The 17,753-nt window shown below is 57.6% G+C and carries 19 protein-coding genes; 12 read left to right on the top strand and 7 right to left on the bottom strand.

Features of this window, described 5'->3' with window-relative positions; all coding sequences use genetic code 11:
* Positions 1–135: 135 nt before the first annotated feature.
* From ACUM6F_RS04710 to ACUM6F_RS04725, 4 genes are all read left to right on the top strand, one after another.
* Complete coding sequence (locus tag ACUM6F_RS04710) at positions 136–714, top strand: 4Fe-4S dicluster domain-containing protein (protein ID WP_425621158.1); 579 nt, start codon at positions 136–138, stop codon at positions 712–714.
* Positions 715–1,590 (top strand): CoB--CoM heterodisulfide reductase iron-sulfur subunit B family protein, encoded by an 876-nt coding sequence (locus ACUM6F_RS04715; protein WP_425621159.1) that lies wholly within the window; start codon positions 715–717, stop codon positions 1,588–1,590.
* Between the two features lie 220 nt (positions 1,591–1,810).
* Positions 1,811–3,586, top strand: coding sequence for an adenylyl-sulfate reductase subunit alpha (locus ACUM6F_RS04720; protein WP_445348525.1), 1,776 nt, complete (start codon positions 1,811–1,813; stop codon positions 3,584–3,586).
* A gap of 137 nt (positions 3,587–3,723) precedes the next feature.
* Entirely contained in the window at positions 3,724–4,062 is a 339-nt protein-coding gene (locus ACUM6F_RS04725; RefSeq protein ID WP_425621161.1) for a 4Fe-4S dicluster domain-containing protein, read from the top strand.
* A 22-nt stretch (positions 4,063–4,084) separates the two neighbouring features.
* Here ACUM6F_RS04725 and ACUM6F_RS04730 read toward each other — a convergent pair whose 3' ends face one another.
* Positions 4,085–5,422, bottom strand: a complete 1,338-nt coding sequence (locus ACUM6F_RS04730) for a sigma-54-dependent transcriptional regulator (protein ID WP_445348526.1) — start codon at positions 5,420–5,422, stop codon at positions 4,085–4,087.
* Positions 5,423–6,261: 839 nt separating this feature from the next.
* Between ACUM6F_RS04730 and ACUM6F_RS04735 the strand changes: the two genes are divergently transcribed.
* From ACUM6F_RS04735 to ACUM6F_RS04760, 6 genes are all read left to right on the top strand, one after another.
* On the top strand, positions 6,262–6,453 hold the full coding sequence (locus ACUM6F_RS04735; RefSeq protein WP_425621163.1) for a transketolase: 192 nt from the start codon (positions 6,262–6,264) through the stop codon (positions 6,451–6,453).
* A gap of 20 nt (positions 6,454–6,473) precedes the next feature.
* Positions 6,474–6,689, top strand: a complete 216-nt coding sequence (locus ACUM6F_RS04740) for a hypothetical protein (protein ID WP_445348527.1) — start codon at positions 6,474–6,476, stop codon at positions 6,687–6,689.
* Between the two features lie 159 nt (positions 6,690–6,848).
* On the top strand, positions 6,849–7,202 hold the full coding sequence (locus tag ACUM6F_RS04745) for a helix-turn-helix domain-containing protein (protein WP_425621165.1): 354 nt from the start codon (positions 6,849–6,851) through the stop codon (positions 7,200–7,202).
* Positions 7,203–7,246: 44 nt separating this feature from the next.
* On the top strand, positions 7,247–7,714 hold the full coding sequence (locus ACUM6F_RS04750) for a CBS domain-containing protein (RefSeq protein WP_425621166.1): 468 nt from the start codon (positions 7,247–7,249) through the stop codon (positions 7,712–7,714).
* Between the two features lie 435 nt (positions 7,715–8,149).
* Complete coding sequence (locus ACUM6F_RS04755; RefSeq protein ID WP_445348528.1) at positions 8,150–9,463, top strand: sulfite exporter TauE/SafE family protein; 1,314 nt, start codon at positions 8,150–8,152, stop codon at positions 9,461–9,463.
* A gap of 15 nt (positions 9,464–9,478) precedes the next feature.
* Positions 9,479–10,180, top strand: a complete 702-nt coding sequence (locus ACUM6F_RS04760; RefSeq protein WP_445348529.1) for a hypothetical protein — start codon at positions 9,479–9,481, stop codon at positions 10,178–10,180.
* 303 nt (positions 10,181–10,483) lie between these two features.
* Here the strand turns inward: ACUM6F_RS04760 and ACUM6F_RS04765 are convergent, their stop codons facing one another.
* The 6 genes from ACUM6F_RS04765 to ACUM6F_RS04790 all read right to left on the bottom strand — a co-directional run bounded on the left by ACUM6F_RS04765 (position 10,484) and on the right by ACUM6F_RS04790 (position 16,302).
* Complete coding sequence (locus tag ACUM6F_RS04765; RefSeq protein ID WP_445348530.1) at positions 10,484–11,194, bottom strand: hypothetical protein; 711 nt, start codon at positions 11,192–11,194, stop codon at positions 10,484–10,486.
* 27 nt (positions 11,195–11,221) lie between these two features.
* Positions 11,222–12,535, bottom strand: coding sequence for a sulfite exporter TauE/SafE family protein (locus ACUM6F_RS04770; RefSeq protein ID WP_445348531.1), 1,314 nt, complete (start codon positions 12,533–12,535; stop codon positions 11,222–11,224).
* 564 nt (positions 12,536–13,099) lie between these two features.
* Positions 13,100–13,894 carry a TIGR02186 family protein gene (locus ACUM6F_RS04775; RefSeq protein ID WP_445348532.1) on the bottom strand — a complete coding sequence of 265 codons (795 nt, stop codon included), beginning with the start codon at positions 13,892–13,894 and terminating at the stop codon, positions 13,100–13,102.
* A 3-nt stretch (positions 13,895–13,897) separates the two neighbouring features.
* A complete protein-coding gene (locus ACUM6F_RS04780) occupies positions 13,898–14,272 on the bottom strand; it encodes a response regulator (RefSeq protein WP_425621172.1) in 375 nt (124 codons plus the stop codon).
* Positions 14,262–15,785 (bottom strand): ATP-binding protein, encoded by a 1,524-nt coding sequence (locus ACUM6F_RS04785; protein WP_445348533.1) that lies wholly within the window; start codon positions 15,783–15,785, stop codon positions 14,262–14,264. The genes ACUM6F_RS04780 and ACUM6F_RS04785 overlap by 11 nt, the downstream gene beginning before the upstream one ends.
* Positions 15,769–16,302 carry a CBS domain-containing protein gene (locus ACUM6F_RS04790; protein WP_445348534.1) on the bottom strand — a complete coding sequence of 178 codons (534 nt, stop codon included), beginning with the start codon at positions 16,300–16,302 and terminating at the stop codon, positions 15,769–15,771. The genes ACUM6F_RS04785 and ACUM6F_RS04790 overlap by 17 nt, the downstream gene beginning before the upstream one ends.
* Positions 16,303–16,651: 349 nt before the next feature.
* On the opposite strand from ACUM6F_RS04790, the gene ACUM6F_RS04795 reads away from it, so the two are divergent.
* Both ACUM6F_RS04795 and ACUM6F_RS04800 read left to right on the top strand, forming a co-directional pair.
* On the top strand, positions 16,652–17,077 hold the full coding sequence (locus ACUM6F_RS04795; protein WP_445348535.1) for a universal stress protein: 426 nt from the start codon (positions 16,652–16,654) through the stop codon (positions 17,075–17,077).
* A 38-nt stretch (positions 17,078–17,115) separates the two neighbouring features.
* Positions 17,116–17,547, top strand: a complete 432-nt coding sequence (locus tag ACUM6F_RS04800) for a universal stress protein (protein ID WP_425621176.1) — start codon at positions 17,116–17,118, stop codon at positions 17,545–17,547.
* Positions 17,548–17,753 lie beyond the last annotated feature (206 nt).

Consider the following 17,753-nt stretch of genomic DNA (forward strand, 5'->3'; position numbering starts at 1 on the left):
GGTTGCACCCGCCCCCCGGCGATTCATCACGCGGCGAGCTCAATCGGCAAAGGGGAGTTCTTCGAAAGATTCTGGAACGGTTGCACTCCGTGCAAGGCAATAATTCCGGACCAGTCTGGAGGGGGTAGAGGAAAGATGTCCGCAGAAAATAAGCCGTCCTATGATCCAAGTTTTACCCGCGAGCTCCGCAAGATCGAGGGCGGAGAGTACGCCACGCAATGCATGCAGTGCGGCTTGTGTGCCGTGACCTGCCCGGCGCGTAAGATGATGGACTATCCTCCGCGCCAGTTGTTCAAGATGATCCAGGCCGGCGAAAAGGATGCCGTCCTGAAGGCCAACACCCCGTGGCTGTGCACCTCCTGCTATCACTGCACCGTGCGCTGCCCGCGCGGCATTCCCATCGTCGACTTCATGCACGCGCTGAAGAATTACCACTACGCCAAGGGAACCAAGGCGCCGATCCTCCTGCTGAGCAAGGTGTTCTTCGACAGCATGATGAAGCGCGGCAAAGTATTCGAGCTTGGCATGACCAACGGTTATTTCATGAAGCAGGGCCCGGGTTCCATTCCTGAGGCCATGAAGCAGCAGGATGTCGGTCTGGAAATGATCAAGCACAAGCGCCTGCCCTTCTTCCCGCCGAAGAAGGTCAAGGGGCTGGGCCAGGTCAAGAAGATTTACGACAAAGCCAAGGCGCTGGCAAAGGAGGGACACTAGATGCCGTATAGTTTCTATCCCGGATGTTCAATGGAGGCGACGGGGAAGGCCTACCACGTTTCTTTTGAGTGCGTGAATAAGGCCCTGGACCTCGAAGCCCACGAGATTCCGGATTGGAACTGCTGTGGGGCGACGGTCGTTGCCAACATCACCGGCGACTTCCCGCAGCTGGCTGTCGCCTCCCGCAACCTGGCGCTTGCCGAGCCGGCGGGCCACGACGTCCTGATCGGCTGCAGCTCCTGCTTCGTGAACTTGGCGTGGGCTAACGAGAAGTTCAAGACCGACCCCAAGTTTGCCGCCAAGATCAACGAGGCTTTGAGCGCGGCCGGGCTGAAGTACAACGGGACCTTGCGTGTCCGCCAGCTGATCGACGTGCTCGTTAACGACGTTGGCCTGGAAAAGATCAAGGCCCGGGTCGTGAAGCCGCTTACGGGCTTGAAGGTAGCCTGCTACACCGGCTGCCAGACCGTTCGCGCCTTGCGGCGCCCGGATTTCGACGACGTGGAGTACCCGCAGATGCTGGACAAGATCGTGGAGGCCCTCGGCGCCACGCCGGTGCCGTTCCCGATGGCGGCCAGGTGCTGCGGCGGCTCGCAGCAGTTTACGAATGTCCAGTTGATCTACGAGTTGACGGGTAGTGTTCTTGAATGCGCCGCCCAGGCCGGGGCGGACCTGATGGTTACCCCGTGCCCGATGTGTCACATGAACACCGACGTTTACCAGCGTAAGATCAACAAGGTGCTGGGGCGCAACTACGACATCCCCGTTCTCTTCATCACGCAGTTGATGGGCGTGGCCTTCGACTGCAAGCCGAAAGAACTAGGCTTCGAGTACAACATCGTCTCGCCCAGCAAGGTCCTCGCCAAGATCAAGTAATCGGGAAGGGGCGCCGTCCAGGCGCCCTTAACTGTTTAGCGGGGCAAACGGGCCGGCGTCTCGCCGGGCCGCTGTTTGCCCCTTCCGTTTCCTCCTTTGGTGTGCACTGGCGGCGGAAGGAATAGGACGAAGCAAAACGAATACTTGTTAGCTAAAGGCAAGCGCCGGCCGGGAGCGTGTTCTCAGCGCCGGCTGACCGCGACTTTGGGAGGGATCGCGGGTGACCAGGGAAAGGGTTTACATTGATGCCGATGTGCTGATTATCGGCGGCGGAACGGCCGGTTGCCTTGCAGCCTATGAAGCCAGGCAGGCCGGCGGTCCCGGGCTTAAGATCGTAATCCTGGAAAAGGCTTTCATCCGGCACAGCGGCTGCCTGTCGGCAGGCATGAACGCCCTCAACATGTATCTCAACCAGGGCACGCCGGAAGACTACGTGGCCTATGCCCGTTACGACATGCACGGGGCGCCGATCCGGGAAGACATCCTGTTAAGCGTCGCCGAGCTGGTCAACGATACGGTGGCCTTGATGGAGAAGCAGGGGCTGCCCATTAAAAAGAAACCCGACGGCAGTTACTTCAATCGCGGCAAGTGGAACATCGAGATCAACGGGGCGCTGCTCAAGCCGATCACGGCCAGCATGGCCATGGAGGCCGGAGCGGAAGTTTACAACCGCGTCTATGTTACCGATCTCATTACCGTTGACGGTAAGGCCGCAGGCTGCATAGGGTTCGGCATCCGTGACGGGAAGACCTACATCGCCCGGGGCAAGGTGATCCTCGTTTGTTCCGGCGGGGCTGCGGGGCTCTGGCGGCCGAGGGGCCACGGCGACGCCCACCACCGAATCTGGTATTATCCGTTCAACACCGGGGCCAGCTACGCCATGTGTAAGCGGGCGGGCGCCAAGATGACCGGGTTCGAGGTGCGCATCGTACCCTTAAGGACGAAGGACACTTATTCGCCTACGGGGACGCTGGCTATCGGGGTCGGCGCCCCTATGGTCAACGCTCTGGGGGAAGCCTTTATGATTGACCGTGAGGAATATGCCGGCCTAGGCGGGCATAACGCTCCGACACTGATACGTGTTAAGGCCTTCTGCAAGGAGACCGAGGAGCACCGGGGTCCGATCTACATGGATACACGCCGCGGCGACCCGGCGAGGGTGGCCGGGTTAAAGGGGCAGTACCTGGACATGTCCCCCATCCTGGTCCTTTATTGGGGCGCGCACGATATCGACCCTTCCCGGGAGCCGATCGAGATCGACGCCGGCGATCCCCATATTTGCGGCGCTCATGTGGGCTCCGCCGGGGCGTGGACCATCGGTACGTCGCGGATGACCACGGTGGACCGGCTCTTCGTTTCCGGTGACGCCCTGGGCGGGGCGCCGTCGCGTTTCATCTCCGGGTCGTGGGCCTGCGGGAGGTTGGCCGCCCGCAGCATGGTTGAGTATCTCAAGACCGGCAACTTGGAGTTTTTAACTTTGGACCCCGCCCTGGTCGACGCCTGTGAAAAGAGGGTGTTCGCCCCGTTGGACCGCTACGCCCGGTGCGATTTCTTCACCAACGGGAAACCGCAGAACGGGATCGTCCCGCAGGACATGGAGTGGCGGATGCAGGCCGTAATGGAGGAGTATTGCGGCGGGCGCTCGCGCTTTTTCTACGTTAACGAAACCTACCTGGCCCTGGCCAGAAAGCACGTCAACCATATGCGGCGCCACCAGCTCCAGTACCTGGTGGCGAAGGACCTGCACGACCTGCAGCTCGCCTGGGATGTTATCAACCGGCTGGACGTCTGCCATCTGGTGATCGAACACATCGATTACCGCAAGGAGACGCGCTTCCCTGGTTCGGTTAACAGGACCGATTATCCGGATGTCGACGACGTCAACTTCGACTGCTTCGTCACCTCGGTATACGATCCCGCTACCGACGAACTGATCATGGATAAAGAACCGTATGTGCAGATAGTCCCCGGGGACCGCCGTAAAGAAACCATCTAGCGTTATACGTTAGGTGGTTTCGCACTTAGCACTCAGCGTTCAGCGTTAGGAATAATAAGTAAGAGGATTCGGCGTAGCCGAATCCCCTTCAAGAATATCTGAATGCCGAATGCCGCCGGCTGAAAGGAGGCGTTAGCATGCCCCCCATGGTTGTTCCGTACAAGTGCGACGGGTGTCTTGGTGAGAGCGAGCCGATGTGCGAACAGGTTTGCCCGGGGGATTTAATGACGCTTGATCCCGCGACGGGCAAGGCTGTCTGCCGTGATCCCGGGGATTGCTGGGACTGTATGACCTGCACCAAGGTCTGTCCCCGGCAGGCCATCCAGATCAGGATCCAGTACCAACTGGCCTATTACCCCGCCAAGCTGATCCCCCTGGTCGGCAGCGACACGATAACCTGGACGCTCATCGACAGCCGCAACCGCGTGGAGCGGTTTATTATCAAGACATTGGCCGGCGAGGACGACGAAGACTAGCTTACAGCCTATAGCTTACGGCTTAATTGATGCCGTATTTCTTCATCCTGAAGAGCAGCGTCGTCCGGGCAATGCCCAGCAGCCGGGCGGCCTGGCTCCGGTTGCCGCCGGATTTCCGCAAGGCCCGGATGATCATTTCTTTTTCCGCTTCACGGAGAGTGGGAGCGACCGGTACGTCTTCTTCCTTTGCCTGTTCGGCGAGGCGCTGGATGTCCTGCGGCAGGTGTTCCGGTTTGATTTCCCCGGCGGCACCGAGGATGACCGCCCGCTCCAGGACGTTTTGGAGCTCGCGCACGTTGCCGGGCCATCCGTAGCGGCACAACAGCTCCAGGGCCTCGTCGGTGACGCGGCAGTTGGCGGGGGGCGGACAGAGCTTGCCGAGAAAGTGATTTACCAGCAGCGGGATATCCTCCCGGCGTTCACGCAAGGGGGGGATGTGAATGTGAATCACGTTTAGACGGTAGAAGAGGTCCTCGCGGAAGGAGCCGTTCTTGACAGCTTCTTCGAGGTTCTTGTTTGTAGCGGCGACGACCCTGATGTCGACCTGCAGGGTCTGGGTGCCGCCGACGCGTTCAAAGGCCTTTTCCTGGAGCACGCGCAACAGTTTGGCCTGCATGCCCGGCGGCATCTCGCCGATCTCGTCGAGGAAAATCGTCCCGTGGTTGGCCAGCTCGAAGCGCCCCGTCCGCCTCGCGGTTGCGCCGGTGAAAGCGCCTTTTTCGTGCCCGAACAGTTCCGTTTCCAGCAATTGCTCGGGGAGCGCCGCGCAGTTTACGGCGACGAATGGCCCTTCGGCCCGCAGGCTTAATTTGTGAATGGCTACGGCGGCGACTTCCTTGCCGGTCCCGCTCTCGCCGGTCAACAGGACGGTGGCGTCCGTCGGGGCCACTTTTTGGATCATATACCGGACCGCGTTGATCGCGGGGCTTTCTCCGATCATTGCTTCCCGGTCCTTGGTGAGTTCGGAGCGAAGGAACTTGACCTCCTTGACGAGGTCTTTTTCCTGTAAAGCCTTGCGCACGGTAAGCTTAAGCTGGTACAGGTCCAACGGTTTGGTCACGTAGCCGGTGGCTCCCCGCCGCATGGCTTCGAGCGCCACTTCGATGGTTCCGTACCCGGTGATGATGATAACGGGCAGGTCCGGGTTGATCAGCCGGATTTCCCGGAGAACGTCCAGGCCGTTCATGTCAGGCATCTGCAGGTCGAGGAGGACGATCGACGCTCCTTCGCCGCGGAGGACGGTCAATCCCTGCTTTCCCCTGGTTACCGCGGTCGCAGCGTAACCTTCCTGCTGCATGGCCTTTTCCAGCGCCCAGCACATATCCTCTTCGTCGTCGATGATTAGTACCTTCGGGAGCATGGGTACCCCATCCCCATTCTTTGAATCTGCTTTTATGTTCGCCCAAGACGGCAAAAAACCTGCATGTATCGGATTTCTCCTCGTGCGGCGTAAGTGAAAGACATAACAAAGCCCTGCGCCTGGGGCGCCCGGCATCCCGAGCAATCCCCCTGATTTGCCGGTTGCGTGAGAGGAATACAGATGCAGCGGGCCTGAACAGGCCTAAAAGGCGGATAGAGCAGATTGCCGGGGGGATTTAAAACATGACGGACTCTGCGAAACATCTGCTAAATTTAAAAAAAGTGTTGACACCCTTGTAAAACGTATGATACCGTAGTGCCAAGAAGATTTGTGAATGAAAGCACCATCCAGGGTGTAGTGACAACTGCAAGCGACTAAAGGCTTATCGGATCTAATTAACTGGTTGATCATTACTGACAACAACGTAAGGTTCCCGGTTGGATGGCGAATTTAAACGGTATAGACTTGTTGGGGCGCGTTGAAATTATTGCCCCAATGGCCGAATCGAAGAACGATAGGCCGGCAATAGTAATATGTGCCGGCTTTTATTGTCACCTGGAAGACTGTTGCAAAACGTGGGTGATCGGGTTACCGGAAGCAAAAGTATAAGCCTCTGCCTAACACTGAAGGGTTAGCTAGAGGCCGGTCAAAAACAGCATGGCAAATCAATCGTCAGGAGACAGTCGTCAGGAAAGACTTCTTCGCAATACTCTACAACCTGTACGATGACCGGCGAAGTTTAACCCTGGAATTCGGTTCTAAGAATTCCTTCGAGTCTGACGATCGAATTGCCGGCGCAGTTTTTCAACGGCCTCCTAGAACGGGAGGGGTGACGGCAAATGCTGGGGGACATCACAAACAGGGAAAAACAGCTGCTGCTGTTTATTCGCCAGCTGGGCTGGGGCGAGGTCAAAATCCGCGTTGAAAACGGCCAGCCTGTGGTGATCTACGAGGCCATAAGGACTTTTAAACTGGATGACGAAAAACCGCCGTTGACCAACCGCAATGGTAACCGCAAGAAGAACCCATAGGAAAGGGGTTCGAGGAAGGCTTGGCTGATTTGGCGCAGGTCCTGGCTTGGTTTGCCAGCAGGGGGTACCGCTTGGAACAGGTCGCCGATACGCAGTGGTATAAGATATATGCCCCTGACGGCCGGTCGGCTTTGATCAAGGAGTCCTCGTTAGTCAGTCTGATGGCGAAAGATGGAGACGACGCCGAGTTCGAAAAAAGCGTCAACTGGTGCCGGTGCCGCTCTAATCACGGATAGCGCACGGACGGCAGCCGTTTAGGTGAAGATGGCAGGCCGAATCGAACGACGATAGGCCGGGGTTCCCGTTTCGACGGGAATTCCGGCCTTTTTCATTCAGGGTCCGCGGCTTTTCGGCGACGGTAATCACGGATTTCCGGAAGGAAAGGAGGGATCCGGGTGGGGCCGGAAGAGATGTTGGAACTGGTCCTCAAGAGCGAGGATGAGGGGCTGAGCACCGAGGAGATCTGCCGCCGTTACGGGGTCAAGAAGCACACCTACTACCGCTGGAGGCGCCGTTTGGTCCGGGCGGGGCTGAGGCTCCTGCAGCAATCTCTCCGGCTGGGAAGCGAGCAGGTTGAGGTAAGCAGGGACGTGGCTTCGCTGCAGGAACAGCTTGTGGAGGCCCAGAGGGCCAAAATGATCTGGGAACTGCGGTACAAGTGGCTGGTCTGGCAGCTGTCGTCGATCGACGACCCGAAGCTGCAGGCGCTGCTGGCAAAAGTGGAGCGGAATCAAGTGCCCCTGCCGTAGAAGGGCCTTGATAATTGTAACAAATGGTGAAAGGAGGGACGGCAATGAAGGAGAAGGTCGTGCAGGACGTTATGGTTGACCAAAAAGAAACGGTGGTGGTCGGTTCCGAAGCTACCGTCAGGGAAGTGATCGGGGCTTTCAGCAGGCTGGCCTTCGGGTCGTGCGAGAAAGACTGCATCGTGCTCGTCAAGGACGGTCCCAGGGTGGTAGGCATGATTACGGTACTGGACCTGCTCCAGGTGATCGAACCCGCCTTCTTGAAAGGCGACAACAGGTGCGAGGTCTTCTGGGACGGTTTGTTCACGCAGCGGTGCCGCAACGTGGCCGACAAAAAGGTCAGCGAGTTCATGCGCCCCCCCGTATCCGTGGCCCCGGGCGATTCATTAATGCATCTTTCAGCCACGATCAACCGCTACAAGACCGATGTCATTCCGGTGATGCAGGACGGCCGGGTGATCGGCATCGTGAGGGCCTCCGACATCGTGAAAAACATCGCCGAGGCCGTGGGCTAGACGGGGACGTAAAACCTGGAAACCTTTTAGGGGAAGGTTTTCAAGGGCACGCGGCGAAGTAACTCTTGACTTGTCCTCACGGGCTTAATATTCTAAGGGGTAAAGTGAATACCGTAACAAACCCCATGATTGGCACCATCCCCCCGAACGGGGCAGGTTTTTGGAGCCAGTTGTGAATGTGGGTTCATATACATGGCGTTTCTGCCGAATCGAACAACGATAGGCCGAGGCATCGCTGGATGTCTTCGGCCTTTTGTTCTTTAAGCGCGAATGCGTCCTAGTTGCGCCAAAGATGCGGCGGAAACGAGCGAAAGGGGGATGAAAACGGAAAGATAGCGTCACGCCGACGATATACGGCCTCATACGTAGGTTGATCGGTTAGGGGAATTAAAGCTAGAGGTTAGCGCGACTTTATTGAAAGGGAAGGGGATGAAAATGGGCAAGATCCGTAACGTACTCGGCGGCGGAACCAGGATGGTTTACGACTCGCTGATGGCGGCCCAGCGGGCGCACGCCAGGTGGGAGTTGGAGACCAGCAAGGTTATCCTGACCAAGAGAAGAAAGCTTTTAATGCTGCTGACGATACCCGTCATCCTGGTAGCGGGGCTGGAACTGGCGCACGCTTACGAGCTCCCGCACGTTATCGGCGGCAAGACTGCTTACGCGCCTTCTTTCGCTACCATGCAAATGTTTCTGGTCTCACTGGCTATCGGGCTGTGCGCCGGGATGATCACCGGATGTATCGGCGCGGGCGGTGGTTTCATCCTGACGCCGGCTCTGATGAGCGTGGGCGTGAAGGGTATCATGTCCGTCGGCACCGACATGTTCCACATCTTCGCCAAGGCCATTATGGGTACCACGCTGCACCGCAAGATGGGGAACGTGTCCGTCGCTTTGGCCCTGATCTTTGTTATCGGTTCAATCACCGGGGCCACCGTGGGCGGCATCATCAACCGCGGTTTCTACGAGAAGAACCCGGCGTTGAGCGACGCGTTCATCAGCCTGGTTTACGTGATTATCCTCGGTTTCCTTTCCATCTACACCTTCAGCGACTTCCTGCGGCAGCGCAAACACATCGCCGCGGGCACCTCGGCGAAGGCCGGCGATTTGACGAAGCTCGCGCGGGCCGCCCAAGGGCTTAAGATGCCGCCGTACATCACCTTCGACCAGCACGTCGTGCCGGGCGGCCGGCGGATTTCGGTCTATCCCGTCATTCTGGCCGGTTTCATCATCGGGTTCATCGCCTCCATTATGGGTGTCGGCGGCGGCTTCCTGTTCTTCCCGACCTTCGTCTACGGCCTGGGCGTCTCCACGCTGACGACGGTCGGCACCGACCTGCTGCAGATCATTGTCACCGCCGGCTATGCCTCAATCGTCCAGTACGCGGTCTACGGGTTCGTTTTCTACACCCTGGCGATGGGTCTCTTGCTCGGCTCACTGGTCGGCATCCAAATCGGCGCGATCACCACGAGGATGGTGCCGGCGATCGTGATTACCGGCTTTTACGCCCTCACTACCTTTGCCGGGTTCGTTAACCGCGCCTTTTCCCTGCCGGGCACCCTGACCAAGGCCGGGTATATGAGTATGGCCCCGTCTATCTCCAAAGTTTTGGATTCGGTAGGCTTGGTGGTGTTCTTCGCCATTGTGGGCGCCTTCGCCATGTGGGTGCTGGCGTCCTTCTTCGCCAATGCCGGAAAGTACCGTCGCGGCGAGATCGATGTCACTTCCGCTGCCGCGCACGGCCATTAAGGGGGAGGTGCTACAATGACTGCTCAAGCTGGAGACAGACGATACTTAATGGCCGGGATCGCCCTGCTCGCCTTGTTCGGCGTGGTCCTGCTGGTCTTTTTCCTGCCGCTTTTCAACGGCAGGACCGGTATGGAGGCGGCCGACGACCTGTTCAACTCGCTGTCCAAGGGTTCTTCGTACTACATCCCGCAGGTGGCGGACAACGCCCACAAGTACGAGGGCACCGCGGTGGCTTTTAAGGTTAAGGCCGAAGATGCCGAACTCGGCCAGGCGGTCGCCAAGGTCTTTTCGTTGAACGGCGCCAAGGCCGAATACGCGGACGCCAAGGTAACGATTGAAGGGGACATGGGCGTGCTCGCCGCCGCGGCGGCTGCCGACGCCGAAATGCTCTACAAGAACGACATGGCGACCCTGGAGAGCAAGTACGGGATGGATGCCCGGATGGCGGTATACGCCTGGTACCAGGGGTTCAGCGCTCTGCAGAAGTCGGCCCAGCACGACGGTGATATGACTACAGCCTCCTTTGCCAAGAAGGTCATGACCAAGGCTCTGGAACCGGCCTACAACTTTGCCGGCATCCCGGCCTACAAGTTCAGCGAAAAGCTCGCTCTGGCGACCTTCCTGCTTGCCTTCTATGTAATCTACACGATGTGGTACGGTTTCGGCGTGATGTACATCTTCGAGGGGCTGGGCATCTCGGCCTCCAAGGGGCACTAACCCGCAAAAAGACATAGCGCGCCTTTATTCAAAGCCCCGCCATCATTGACGGGGCTTTTTAGTGGTATGCTCGGCATTGGCGCGACCCGTGAGGCAAAAGCTCCGGCGAAGGTGGCGGTTCGATGAGCGGCGCCGGGCAAAGCGAGCCCCTGCCCGTTTAAGACTGCCCAAGGCAGAAGAAGGAGCACCGCAAAGACGCGCGAAAAACCCCGGCGAAACGGACAAACCCCGCCTTGGCGGGGTTTGTCCATAGGGGAAGGAGAAATGTATGGGTAAGAACGGCGATGCGGTTAACTCGCCGTGCTATGCTTCGTGCTTGCCGCCGCTGTGGGCGACAATACCCAGACCCTCGAAGCAGAAGAGGATGCCGAAGCCGTACCAGATGGTGTAGATGAAGTAGAAGACGAGGAGGAAGATCGTGATCCCCATCTGGGCGCTGAGCGGCTTGGCGTGAATTCCATAGAAGTTGTAGGTCGGCTCAAGCGCCTTCTCGGCGATGCCCTTGACGAGGAGCGCTTCCTTCGCCTTGCTCTCGTCGGGCAGCCACTTCTTCTGCATCTGCTTGACGGCATCGTACCAGTAATAGATCACGTCGCGGTCGTTTTTGGCGCCGTACTTGGCAGCCAGGCCGGCGTTAGCGTTGTTTTTGTAGACAGCATCCGCGTCAGCAAGACAGGCCTTCATTACCAGCCCCAGGTCGCCGGAGACCTTTAGCTTACCGTTGCTTTCGGCGACGTCAGCACCGGCTGACTCGAAGAGTTTCGTAGTGACTGCAGCCTGCTCTGCGTCCCTGGTCTTCAGGCTGATTTCAAAGCTCTTACCTTCGAATTTTGCGGCACTCTTAACCTGCTTCGGGATGTAGTAAGCGGAGTTCTTCGCCAGCGAGTTGAACACGTCGTCCGCCACTTCTAGCCCCGTCCGGCCGTTCCACACCGGCCCCACGACGCCGATCAGGACGACGACGAAGGATACCAGCAGGGCGATGCCTATCCATAGTTTTTGCTTGTCGCTCATTATCGCACCTCCTTCTGTAGTCCCTGGTTAATGGCCGGCTTCGGCGGGATGGGTCTCCAGCCACTCCTGGTGGGCCTTGCGGAACTTGGGCAGGTTCACGAAGAACTCGTAGAGAACCCATATGGCGAAGCCGCCGACCAGGATGAAGAACAGCCAGATGCCGACGGTGTCCAAGAGCTTGCCGGTGGCGGCATCAAGCTGGATGTACCCTACCTGGGAAAGCTTTGCCGGCAGGGCGAAGAGACGGTTAACGAAACCGGCCAGGATGACCACGGCGTAAAAACCCCTGATCACGCCGCCCTTGACCACGCTGGTGACCATCGAGCCGATCTGGATGCCGATCAGCGAGCCGAGCAGCAGGCCCATCGCCAGGGTGTAGAAAACGAACCCGTAGATCGCATACTGGAAGATGGAAGCATATGCGGTGGTGAAGATGATCTGCAGAATGTCCGTACCTACCGTGGTAAAGGTCGAAATGCCGAGGCCGTACACGAACATCGGGAAGGTCAGGAAGCCGCCGCCGACGCCCATGATCGCGGCGACGAAGCCCACGATGAACCCGCAGACAATAACCGGGTAGACGGAAATCCTGCGGCCGCCCGGCACGATGTCCTTATCAAAATTGATAAAGGGCGGGAGCTTGAGTTTCTGCATCGCACCCCCGATACCCGGAACTGCGGTGGGGTCGGTGATTTCACCCCTCTTGGCCTTCCTGCTGGTGCTGACGTAGTCGTAGAGGGCGTAGGCGCCGAGGAAGCCCAGCATTACGACGTAGACCGAGTTGATGAAGGCGTCGCTGGCCGCAGGGCTGGATTCGTAGATGGCGCGGTTCAGCTTGCCGCCGAAGGTCACGCCGGTCATCGAGCCGACGACGAACCAGAAGGCCAGCCCCAGGTTCACGTTGCCGAGCTTGCTGTGCAGGACGGTGCCCATAATGGCCTTGGCGAAGATGTGGAGCATGTCGGTGCCGACGGCCATGATACCCTTGACGCCGGCACTCATCAGGGCCGGGGTGAGGATGAAGCCGCCGCCCGCACCGATGCAGCCCGTGATCAGGCCGGCGCACAGGCCGATAAACAGGGACATCAGGAACGCATTCATATTAACGAACTGCGGGGCATAAGCCTTGGAGCCGCCGATAAGTTCGGGCATGGCGGCGAACGAAACCTGCAATCCGAGCAGTAGGACCAGCGGCGCCAGCGCAATCAAAAGCCAGTGACGGCGCCTGGTAAGGATAACCTTGGTGGTCTGGATTTCCCATCCCGCCTGGGCCATCGACATCGCCAGCATGTAGTCGTGGGCTTGACGGGAGCCAGAGGCTATCTTCCTTAGAATGCTCAACGTTTACACCTCCTGATTAGAGTAAGCTGTCGCCAATTAATTAAGAAATGCATAAAGGCCGGATTGGCCGGATCAAAGACGGCTGTCGTTTGATAAACACCTCCTTTCAAATTCTTTTCTCTCGATTTAACCAGCCCCGTTCCCGGAAGGGGGAGCGCGGGTGCTGGACAACAAAAGGCCGGAGGGCATCTTTTCGATGTCTCCGGCCTATCGTCGTTCGATTCGGCGGTAGTGCCAGGCTATTTGAGCCAAGATTCACAACACCTGCGTTAATTATGCAGGAACGCTGCTACAAGGCTATAATTGTGATAAGATTCACTTTTCTACTAGCATACTTAGATAGGTCTGGGAAGTAAAGAAAAAAATTTTTCTTTGGCAGGTACTGGTCGAGCTTTGGAGCGGCAAGAAGCCGCATGTACGATTGAGGGTTACGGCGAAAAAAGAAGCTATGCGGATATAAACACAAAATTATGAAACAAAAGCAACGACCTTGCCAATGTTAAGTCCTCAACGGGTTGCGACTTTGGTCACTAAGTGTATTAGTGAAGAAGAGAGCAAGCCTCTTTACTTTTGCTCGGCGTGGCCGGCCTTTCCTTTGTGCAGCCATTCAAACACCGTCATGGTGCAGACTGCGGCGGCGAGCAGCATGATCGCCAGGTAAATTTCTCGTTCTTCCCGGGTAGCGCCGAAAGGCCTGGTGAAATATTTCCGCGGTATATTCACGCTTTGGTTCGCGGTGCCGACGATTCCGCCGTCCCTGATGGCGTAAACGTGCAGACGGACTTCGCGCAGCGGGCCGCCGGCCGGGATGTACAGCGTGCCGGAATAGGTGTCGCCGTCCACCTCTATGGCGTCTTCAAAATGCCCGTACTTGTGGTCGGCGACCATTTGCTGGACCGCCTGCTTGATACGGTATCCGCCGGCCCCGCGAGTCGATTCCTCGTCGTCATCCGGGACGTTCGCCTCGTGAACCGTGGCCTTTTCCCTGAGTTCTGCGTATTCGTCGTCGATGCCGATTTCCCCGGCGGCCTCGTCCTTGATGTTGTGCCAGGGCGTTGAACTGAGGACTTGGTACAGGGAAGGCAGCCCGCAGACGCGGTCGGGAAAGAGGACAAAGCCTGAGCCGTTTCTAGGGCGCACCGGGTAGTCGACGGGGGGTCCGGTGGCCTTAACCACGACCTGGCAGCCTTCGGGCACCTGACCCCAGAAAGGCAGTGCCGCCCCCTCAAACCTGATCCCGGCGGTCACCTCCGGCTCTCCGGTCTGAATGGTTACCGGCGGCGAGGCGCTGCAGGCTGAGACCCCGAGGACGGCCAACAGGCACAGCCCGATCATCCCGGCGTAGATGATTCTGGACACGGTTCAATTCTCTCCTTCGCCACTCAATGTGCGCCGCACGATCTCCCGCACGTCCTTGACGTTGAAGGGCTTGGTCAGGTAGCCGGTCGCACCGGCGGTAACAAGATCAAGGGCGTTTTCCAGGGAGCCGTGGCCGGTGATCATGATTACCGGGACCTTGTCGTCCAACGCCCTGATGTTCTTCAACAGGGTCAACCCGTCCATTTCGGGCATCATCAGGTCCAGAAGGAGCAGGTCCGCGCCGTCCTGCTTGAACTTTTCCAGCCCTTCGCAGGGGTTCGTGAAGGTGAAGACGTTATGGCCTTCCTTGCTCATGGCGCGTTCCAGGACCCAGCACATCTCCTCTTCGTCGTCGATAACGAATACTCTAGGCGCCATCCGTAACCTCACCTCCCCCCACCGGCAGATAAACAGTCATCTTCATTCCTTTGCCTTCGGTGCTTTCAGCTTTGATGCGGCCGCCGTGCATGCCGATGATCTGGTGGGAAATAGCCAGGCCGAGGCCGCTTCCGCCTTCCAGCTCCTTGGTGGTGTAATAAGGCTCGAAGATGTGGGGCAGGACGTCCGGGGGTACCCCGTGACCGGTATCCTCAAAGACGGTCTTGACCCACTCCCCGCTATGCTGCGTTGAGATTCTGAGCCGGCCGCCGTCGGGCATGGCCTGAACGGCGTTAAGGATGATGTTTACGAAGACCTGCTTCAGCTTTTCCGCGTCGCCGCTGATCGACGGCAGGCGCTGGTCGAGATGTAGGTCCATTTCGATCTTGCGCTGGCGGAGAAGAGGGGCGGTGAAGCGCAGGACCTTTTCAACCAGGACGTTGACATTTTGCGGCTCGATAACGCCCTTGCTGGGGCGGCCGAAGTCGAGCAGTTCGTTGACGATGGCGTGCTGGCGGTCGATCTGCTGGTTGAGCCGCCGGGCGTAATTCTGGATTTCCTTGTCGTCGGCGTAGTCCTCCTCCATTACCTGAACGGTCGCTTTGAGAATCCCCAGGGGGTTGCGCAGCTCGTGCGCGATGCCGGTGACCAGGCGGCCGAGAGCGGCCAGGCAGTCGGACCGTCTTAGTTGCTCCAGCAGAGCTTCCTTCTCGGCCAGGCCCTGCGCCATTTTGTTAACTGCCCGCACGATCTGGCCGAATTCGCCCGGCTGGTCCGGCAGCAAGGCGTGAATATCGTTTTCCAGCTGAAGGACGCCGTTTTTGATCTGGGTTAGCCTGTTGCTGAGGTTGAAGATGATCATGATGGCTCCCAGGGCGCTGATCAGCATTGTCGCTAGGACGGCATAGCGCGTTATCGTCCTGAAGTTCTGCGTCTGGGCGAAGATCGGGTGCATGCGCTCTTCCGCCCAAACGACGGCGATAATCTCGCCTTTGCTGTAGATCGGGACCAGCCTTTCGAGGAACTGGTCGTCCCAGGTCCTGCCGATGCGCGAGATGGCTGTCTGGGTATCGAGTACCTTCTGAATCCCGTCGGCCACTTCACGCCTGATCCGTTCCTCGCGCTGCTTCTGCTCTTCAGGCGTAAACTCCCGGTATTCATGCAGGAAGCCCTGGACGTAAATCTGGTTGTTGTCGACGATGTAGAGCCCGAGACGCACCCCGGGATAGTCCCGCGCAAGGCCACTGGCCACGTCATTGAAGACTGTTTTTAGGACGGCGTTGCGGTCGGCCGAGGTAAGACCTTGTGTATCGGAAAGCCGGCTCGTCACCTGCTGATGAAGAAAGTTGACAATGCTGACCAGCCGCGCTTCTTTGTCGTTGACAAGGATGCGTTCGCTCCTTGTGGCAAAAAAGAGGTCGTAACCCATAACAACCATAGGAGCGATCAGGATCAGGAGCAGGAGAACAACTATCTGGAATTTGAGGCTGTGCCGGCTAAACAGTAGTTGCAACGGTCTGTTTTCCCTCCTGGCCATACCCTGCCTCTTCGACTTCGGCTTCGGCCATGATCCGGGCGGCTTCCTGGAGAACTTCACTAAAGGAGATTACGCCGGTGATCTTTTCACTTTCGAGTACGGGGAGAAACGAGAGATTGCCGCGTACCATTTTGTGTACCGCTTCGCCCAAAGTAGCCGAGCCCTGAACGGTCATGAGGCGAATGGGTCGCATTGCCTGGGCGACTTTCTGGCCCTTAAGCAGGCGTTTGTTCCTGGAACGCCGGGATGCTTCGGCGAAGTCGATAACGTTGCCCTTGGTATATGCAGCTCCGAGGGCCGTTAAATCCCCAATGCTGAGTATGCCGACCGGTTCCCTCCGGCTGTCGAGAATAAGGATGGGATGACACAAGAGTCTTGCCTGTGCCGACTGGCGGATTAGGGTGATGGCGTCCGTAACAGCGATATCTTCCGGCAGGGTCAGGCATTCGTCTATGGGCACTTGCAGCTCCCGAACCAGTTTTTCGCGCGTCATTCCTATCTGCCCCTCTCTTTTGGGCTGTAAGTTTTCTTTGTTGATATTTCTTTAGCAAGAAAGATGCCAGTGATCATGGTACGTTGATTAAAGACCGGGAACCTTACGGCTGCTGGGCTAAGGGCGGACATAACCCTGACGGAATTTAAACAACGCGACAGGTGTTGACGATATATTGACAGTTGGTTGACGCATAACTGTTTAAATTTTGACACCAACTCCCGATTCATTTTAGCATCTTTTGCACGGACGGTTAATCTGCCGAACATTGTAGTTTGTTTAGGAAACACTTATCATATAAACAAGAGTCTGTTCGCCGAGGAATTCTGGTAATGAAGGAGGTTTCAAGGTGTTCAGGAAGATTCTTTTCCCAACCGACGGTTCTAACGGCGCACTGAACACGGCCAGGTATCTTGTCAAACTGCAAAGGGAAATCCCCGATCTCAGAATTACCATGCTGAACGTTTATCAGATTCTTCCCGATATTTCGGGGGAGACATTTATGGCCCCCGGACTGGAAGAGAGTGTCAAAATGATGTCCGAGCGAGCCCTAGAAACTACGCTCCGGGTTTTTGAGGATGCAGGCGTTGATGTCACCCCTGTTTCAAGGGAAGGAGAACCTGTTAAGGAGATCCTGGCGATGGCCGAGGAAGGGCACTACGACCACATTGTAATGGGTTCAAAAGGCAGCGGAACATTTCGCGGGATGGTTTTTGGCAGTGTGGCGCAGCGAGTTCTTCAACTGGCCGACATCCCGGTAGTTATCGTTAAGTAGTTCGGCCAAGGGAAGCGGCTGAGTAAGGAGGCAGGAACGTGCTGAAAAAGATTCTTCTACCCACCGACGGGTCGGATCATTCGCTCCGCGCTGCGGAATATGTGGCCGGCATAATGAAGGAGAGGCCGGCGCTTCAGGTTACCTTATTAAACGTTTATCAAGTCTTGCCCGAATTCGCGACCTACGATTCGCCGGTAGGGCCGACGGGCGCGGTGGCCAGCCTTAAGGAAATGTCCCGGCGTGCCCTTGAGCGGACCAAGAAGGTCTTTGATGACGCCGGGTTGACGGTCAGAATGGTTTCGAAACAGGGGGATCCTGGCAGGGAGATTGTTGCCTTCGCCCGTAAAGGTGATTATGATCATATCGTGATCGGCTCTCGCGGTACCGGAACGCTCAAAGGCCTCGTCTTCGGGAGCGTGGTCAACAAGGTCCTGCATCTTTCCGCCATTCCGGTAATCATCATTAAATAGCACTGAGCATTCGGCATCAGGGTTAAAAGATCCTAAGGGTTCCAAAGAATCCTTAGAACGATGACAAGCCCCGGGTTTCCAAACGAAACCCGGGGCTTTTGCATTCGTTTTTCGATGTTAGACCCTCACGCTGCAAAATGCAGCACCACAAACAATGAAAAACGGTTACAGCAGGTCTGGGTTATCCCCGCGCTCCGTGCTCCGCT

It is taken from the genome of Desulforudis sp. DRI-14 (genome assembly GCF_052618305.1).

Bases quoted from the DNA above. Each gene is read 5' to 3' on its own strand.
- ACUM6F_RS04750 (WP_425621166.1), top strand. From the start codon at position 7,247: ATGAAGGAGAAGGTCGTGCAGGACGTTATGGTTGACCAAAAAGAAACG.
- ACUM6F_RS04710 (WP_425621158.1), top strand. From the start codon at position 136: ATGTCCGCAGAAAATAAGCCGTCCTATGATCCAAGTTTTACCCGCGAG.
- ACUM6F_RS04725 (WP_425621161.1), top strand. From the start codon at position 3,724: ATGCCCCCCATGGTTGTTCCGTACAAGTGCGACGGGTGTCTTGGTGAG.
- ACUM6F_RS04760 (WP_445348529.1), top strand. From the start codon at position 9,479: ATGACTGCTCAAGCTGGAGACAGACGATACTTAATGGCCGGGATCGCC.
- ACUM6F_RS04715 (WP_425621159.1), top strand. From the start codon at position 715: ATGCCGTATAGTTTCTATCCCGGATGTTCAATGGAGGCGACGGGGAAG.
- ACUM6F_RS04730 (WP_445348526.1), bottom strand. From the start codon at position 5,422: ATGCTCCCGAAGGTACTAATCATCGACGACGAAGAGGATATGTGCTGG.
- ACUM6F_RS04735 (WP_425621163.1), top strand. From the start codon at position 6,262: ATGCTGGGGGACATCACAAACAGGGAAAAACAGCTGCTGCTGTTTATT.
- ACUM6F_RS04790 (WP_445348534.1), bottom strand. From the start codon at position 16,302: ATGACGCGCGAAAAACTGGTTCGGGAGCTGCAAGTGCCCATAGACGAA.
- ACUM6F_RS04755 (WP_445348528.1), top strand. From the start codon at position 8,150: ATGGGCAAGATCCGTAACGTACTCGGCGGCGGAACCAGGATGGTTTAC.
- ACUM6F_RS04780 (WP_425621172.1), bottom strand. From the start codon at position 14,272: ATGGCGCCTAGAGTATTCGTTATCGACGACGAAGAGGAGATGTGCTGG.
- ACUM6F_RS04765 (WP_445348530.1), bottom strand. From the start codon at position 11,194: ATGAGCGACAAGCAAAAACTATGGATAGGCATCGCCCTGCTGGTATCC.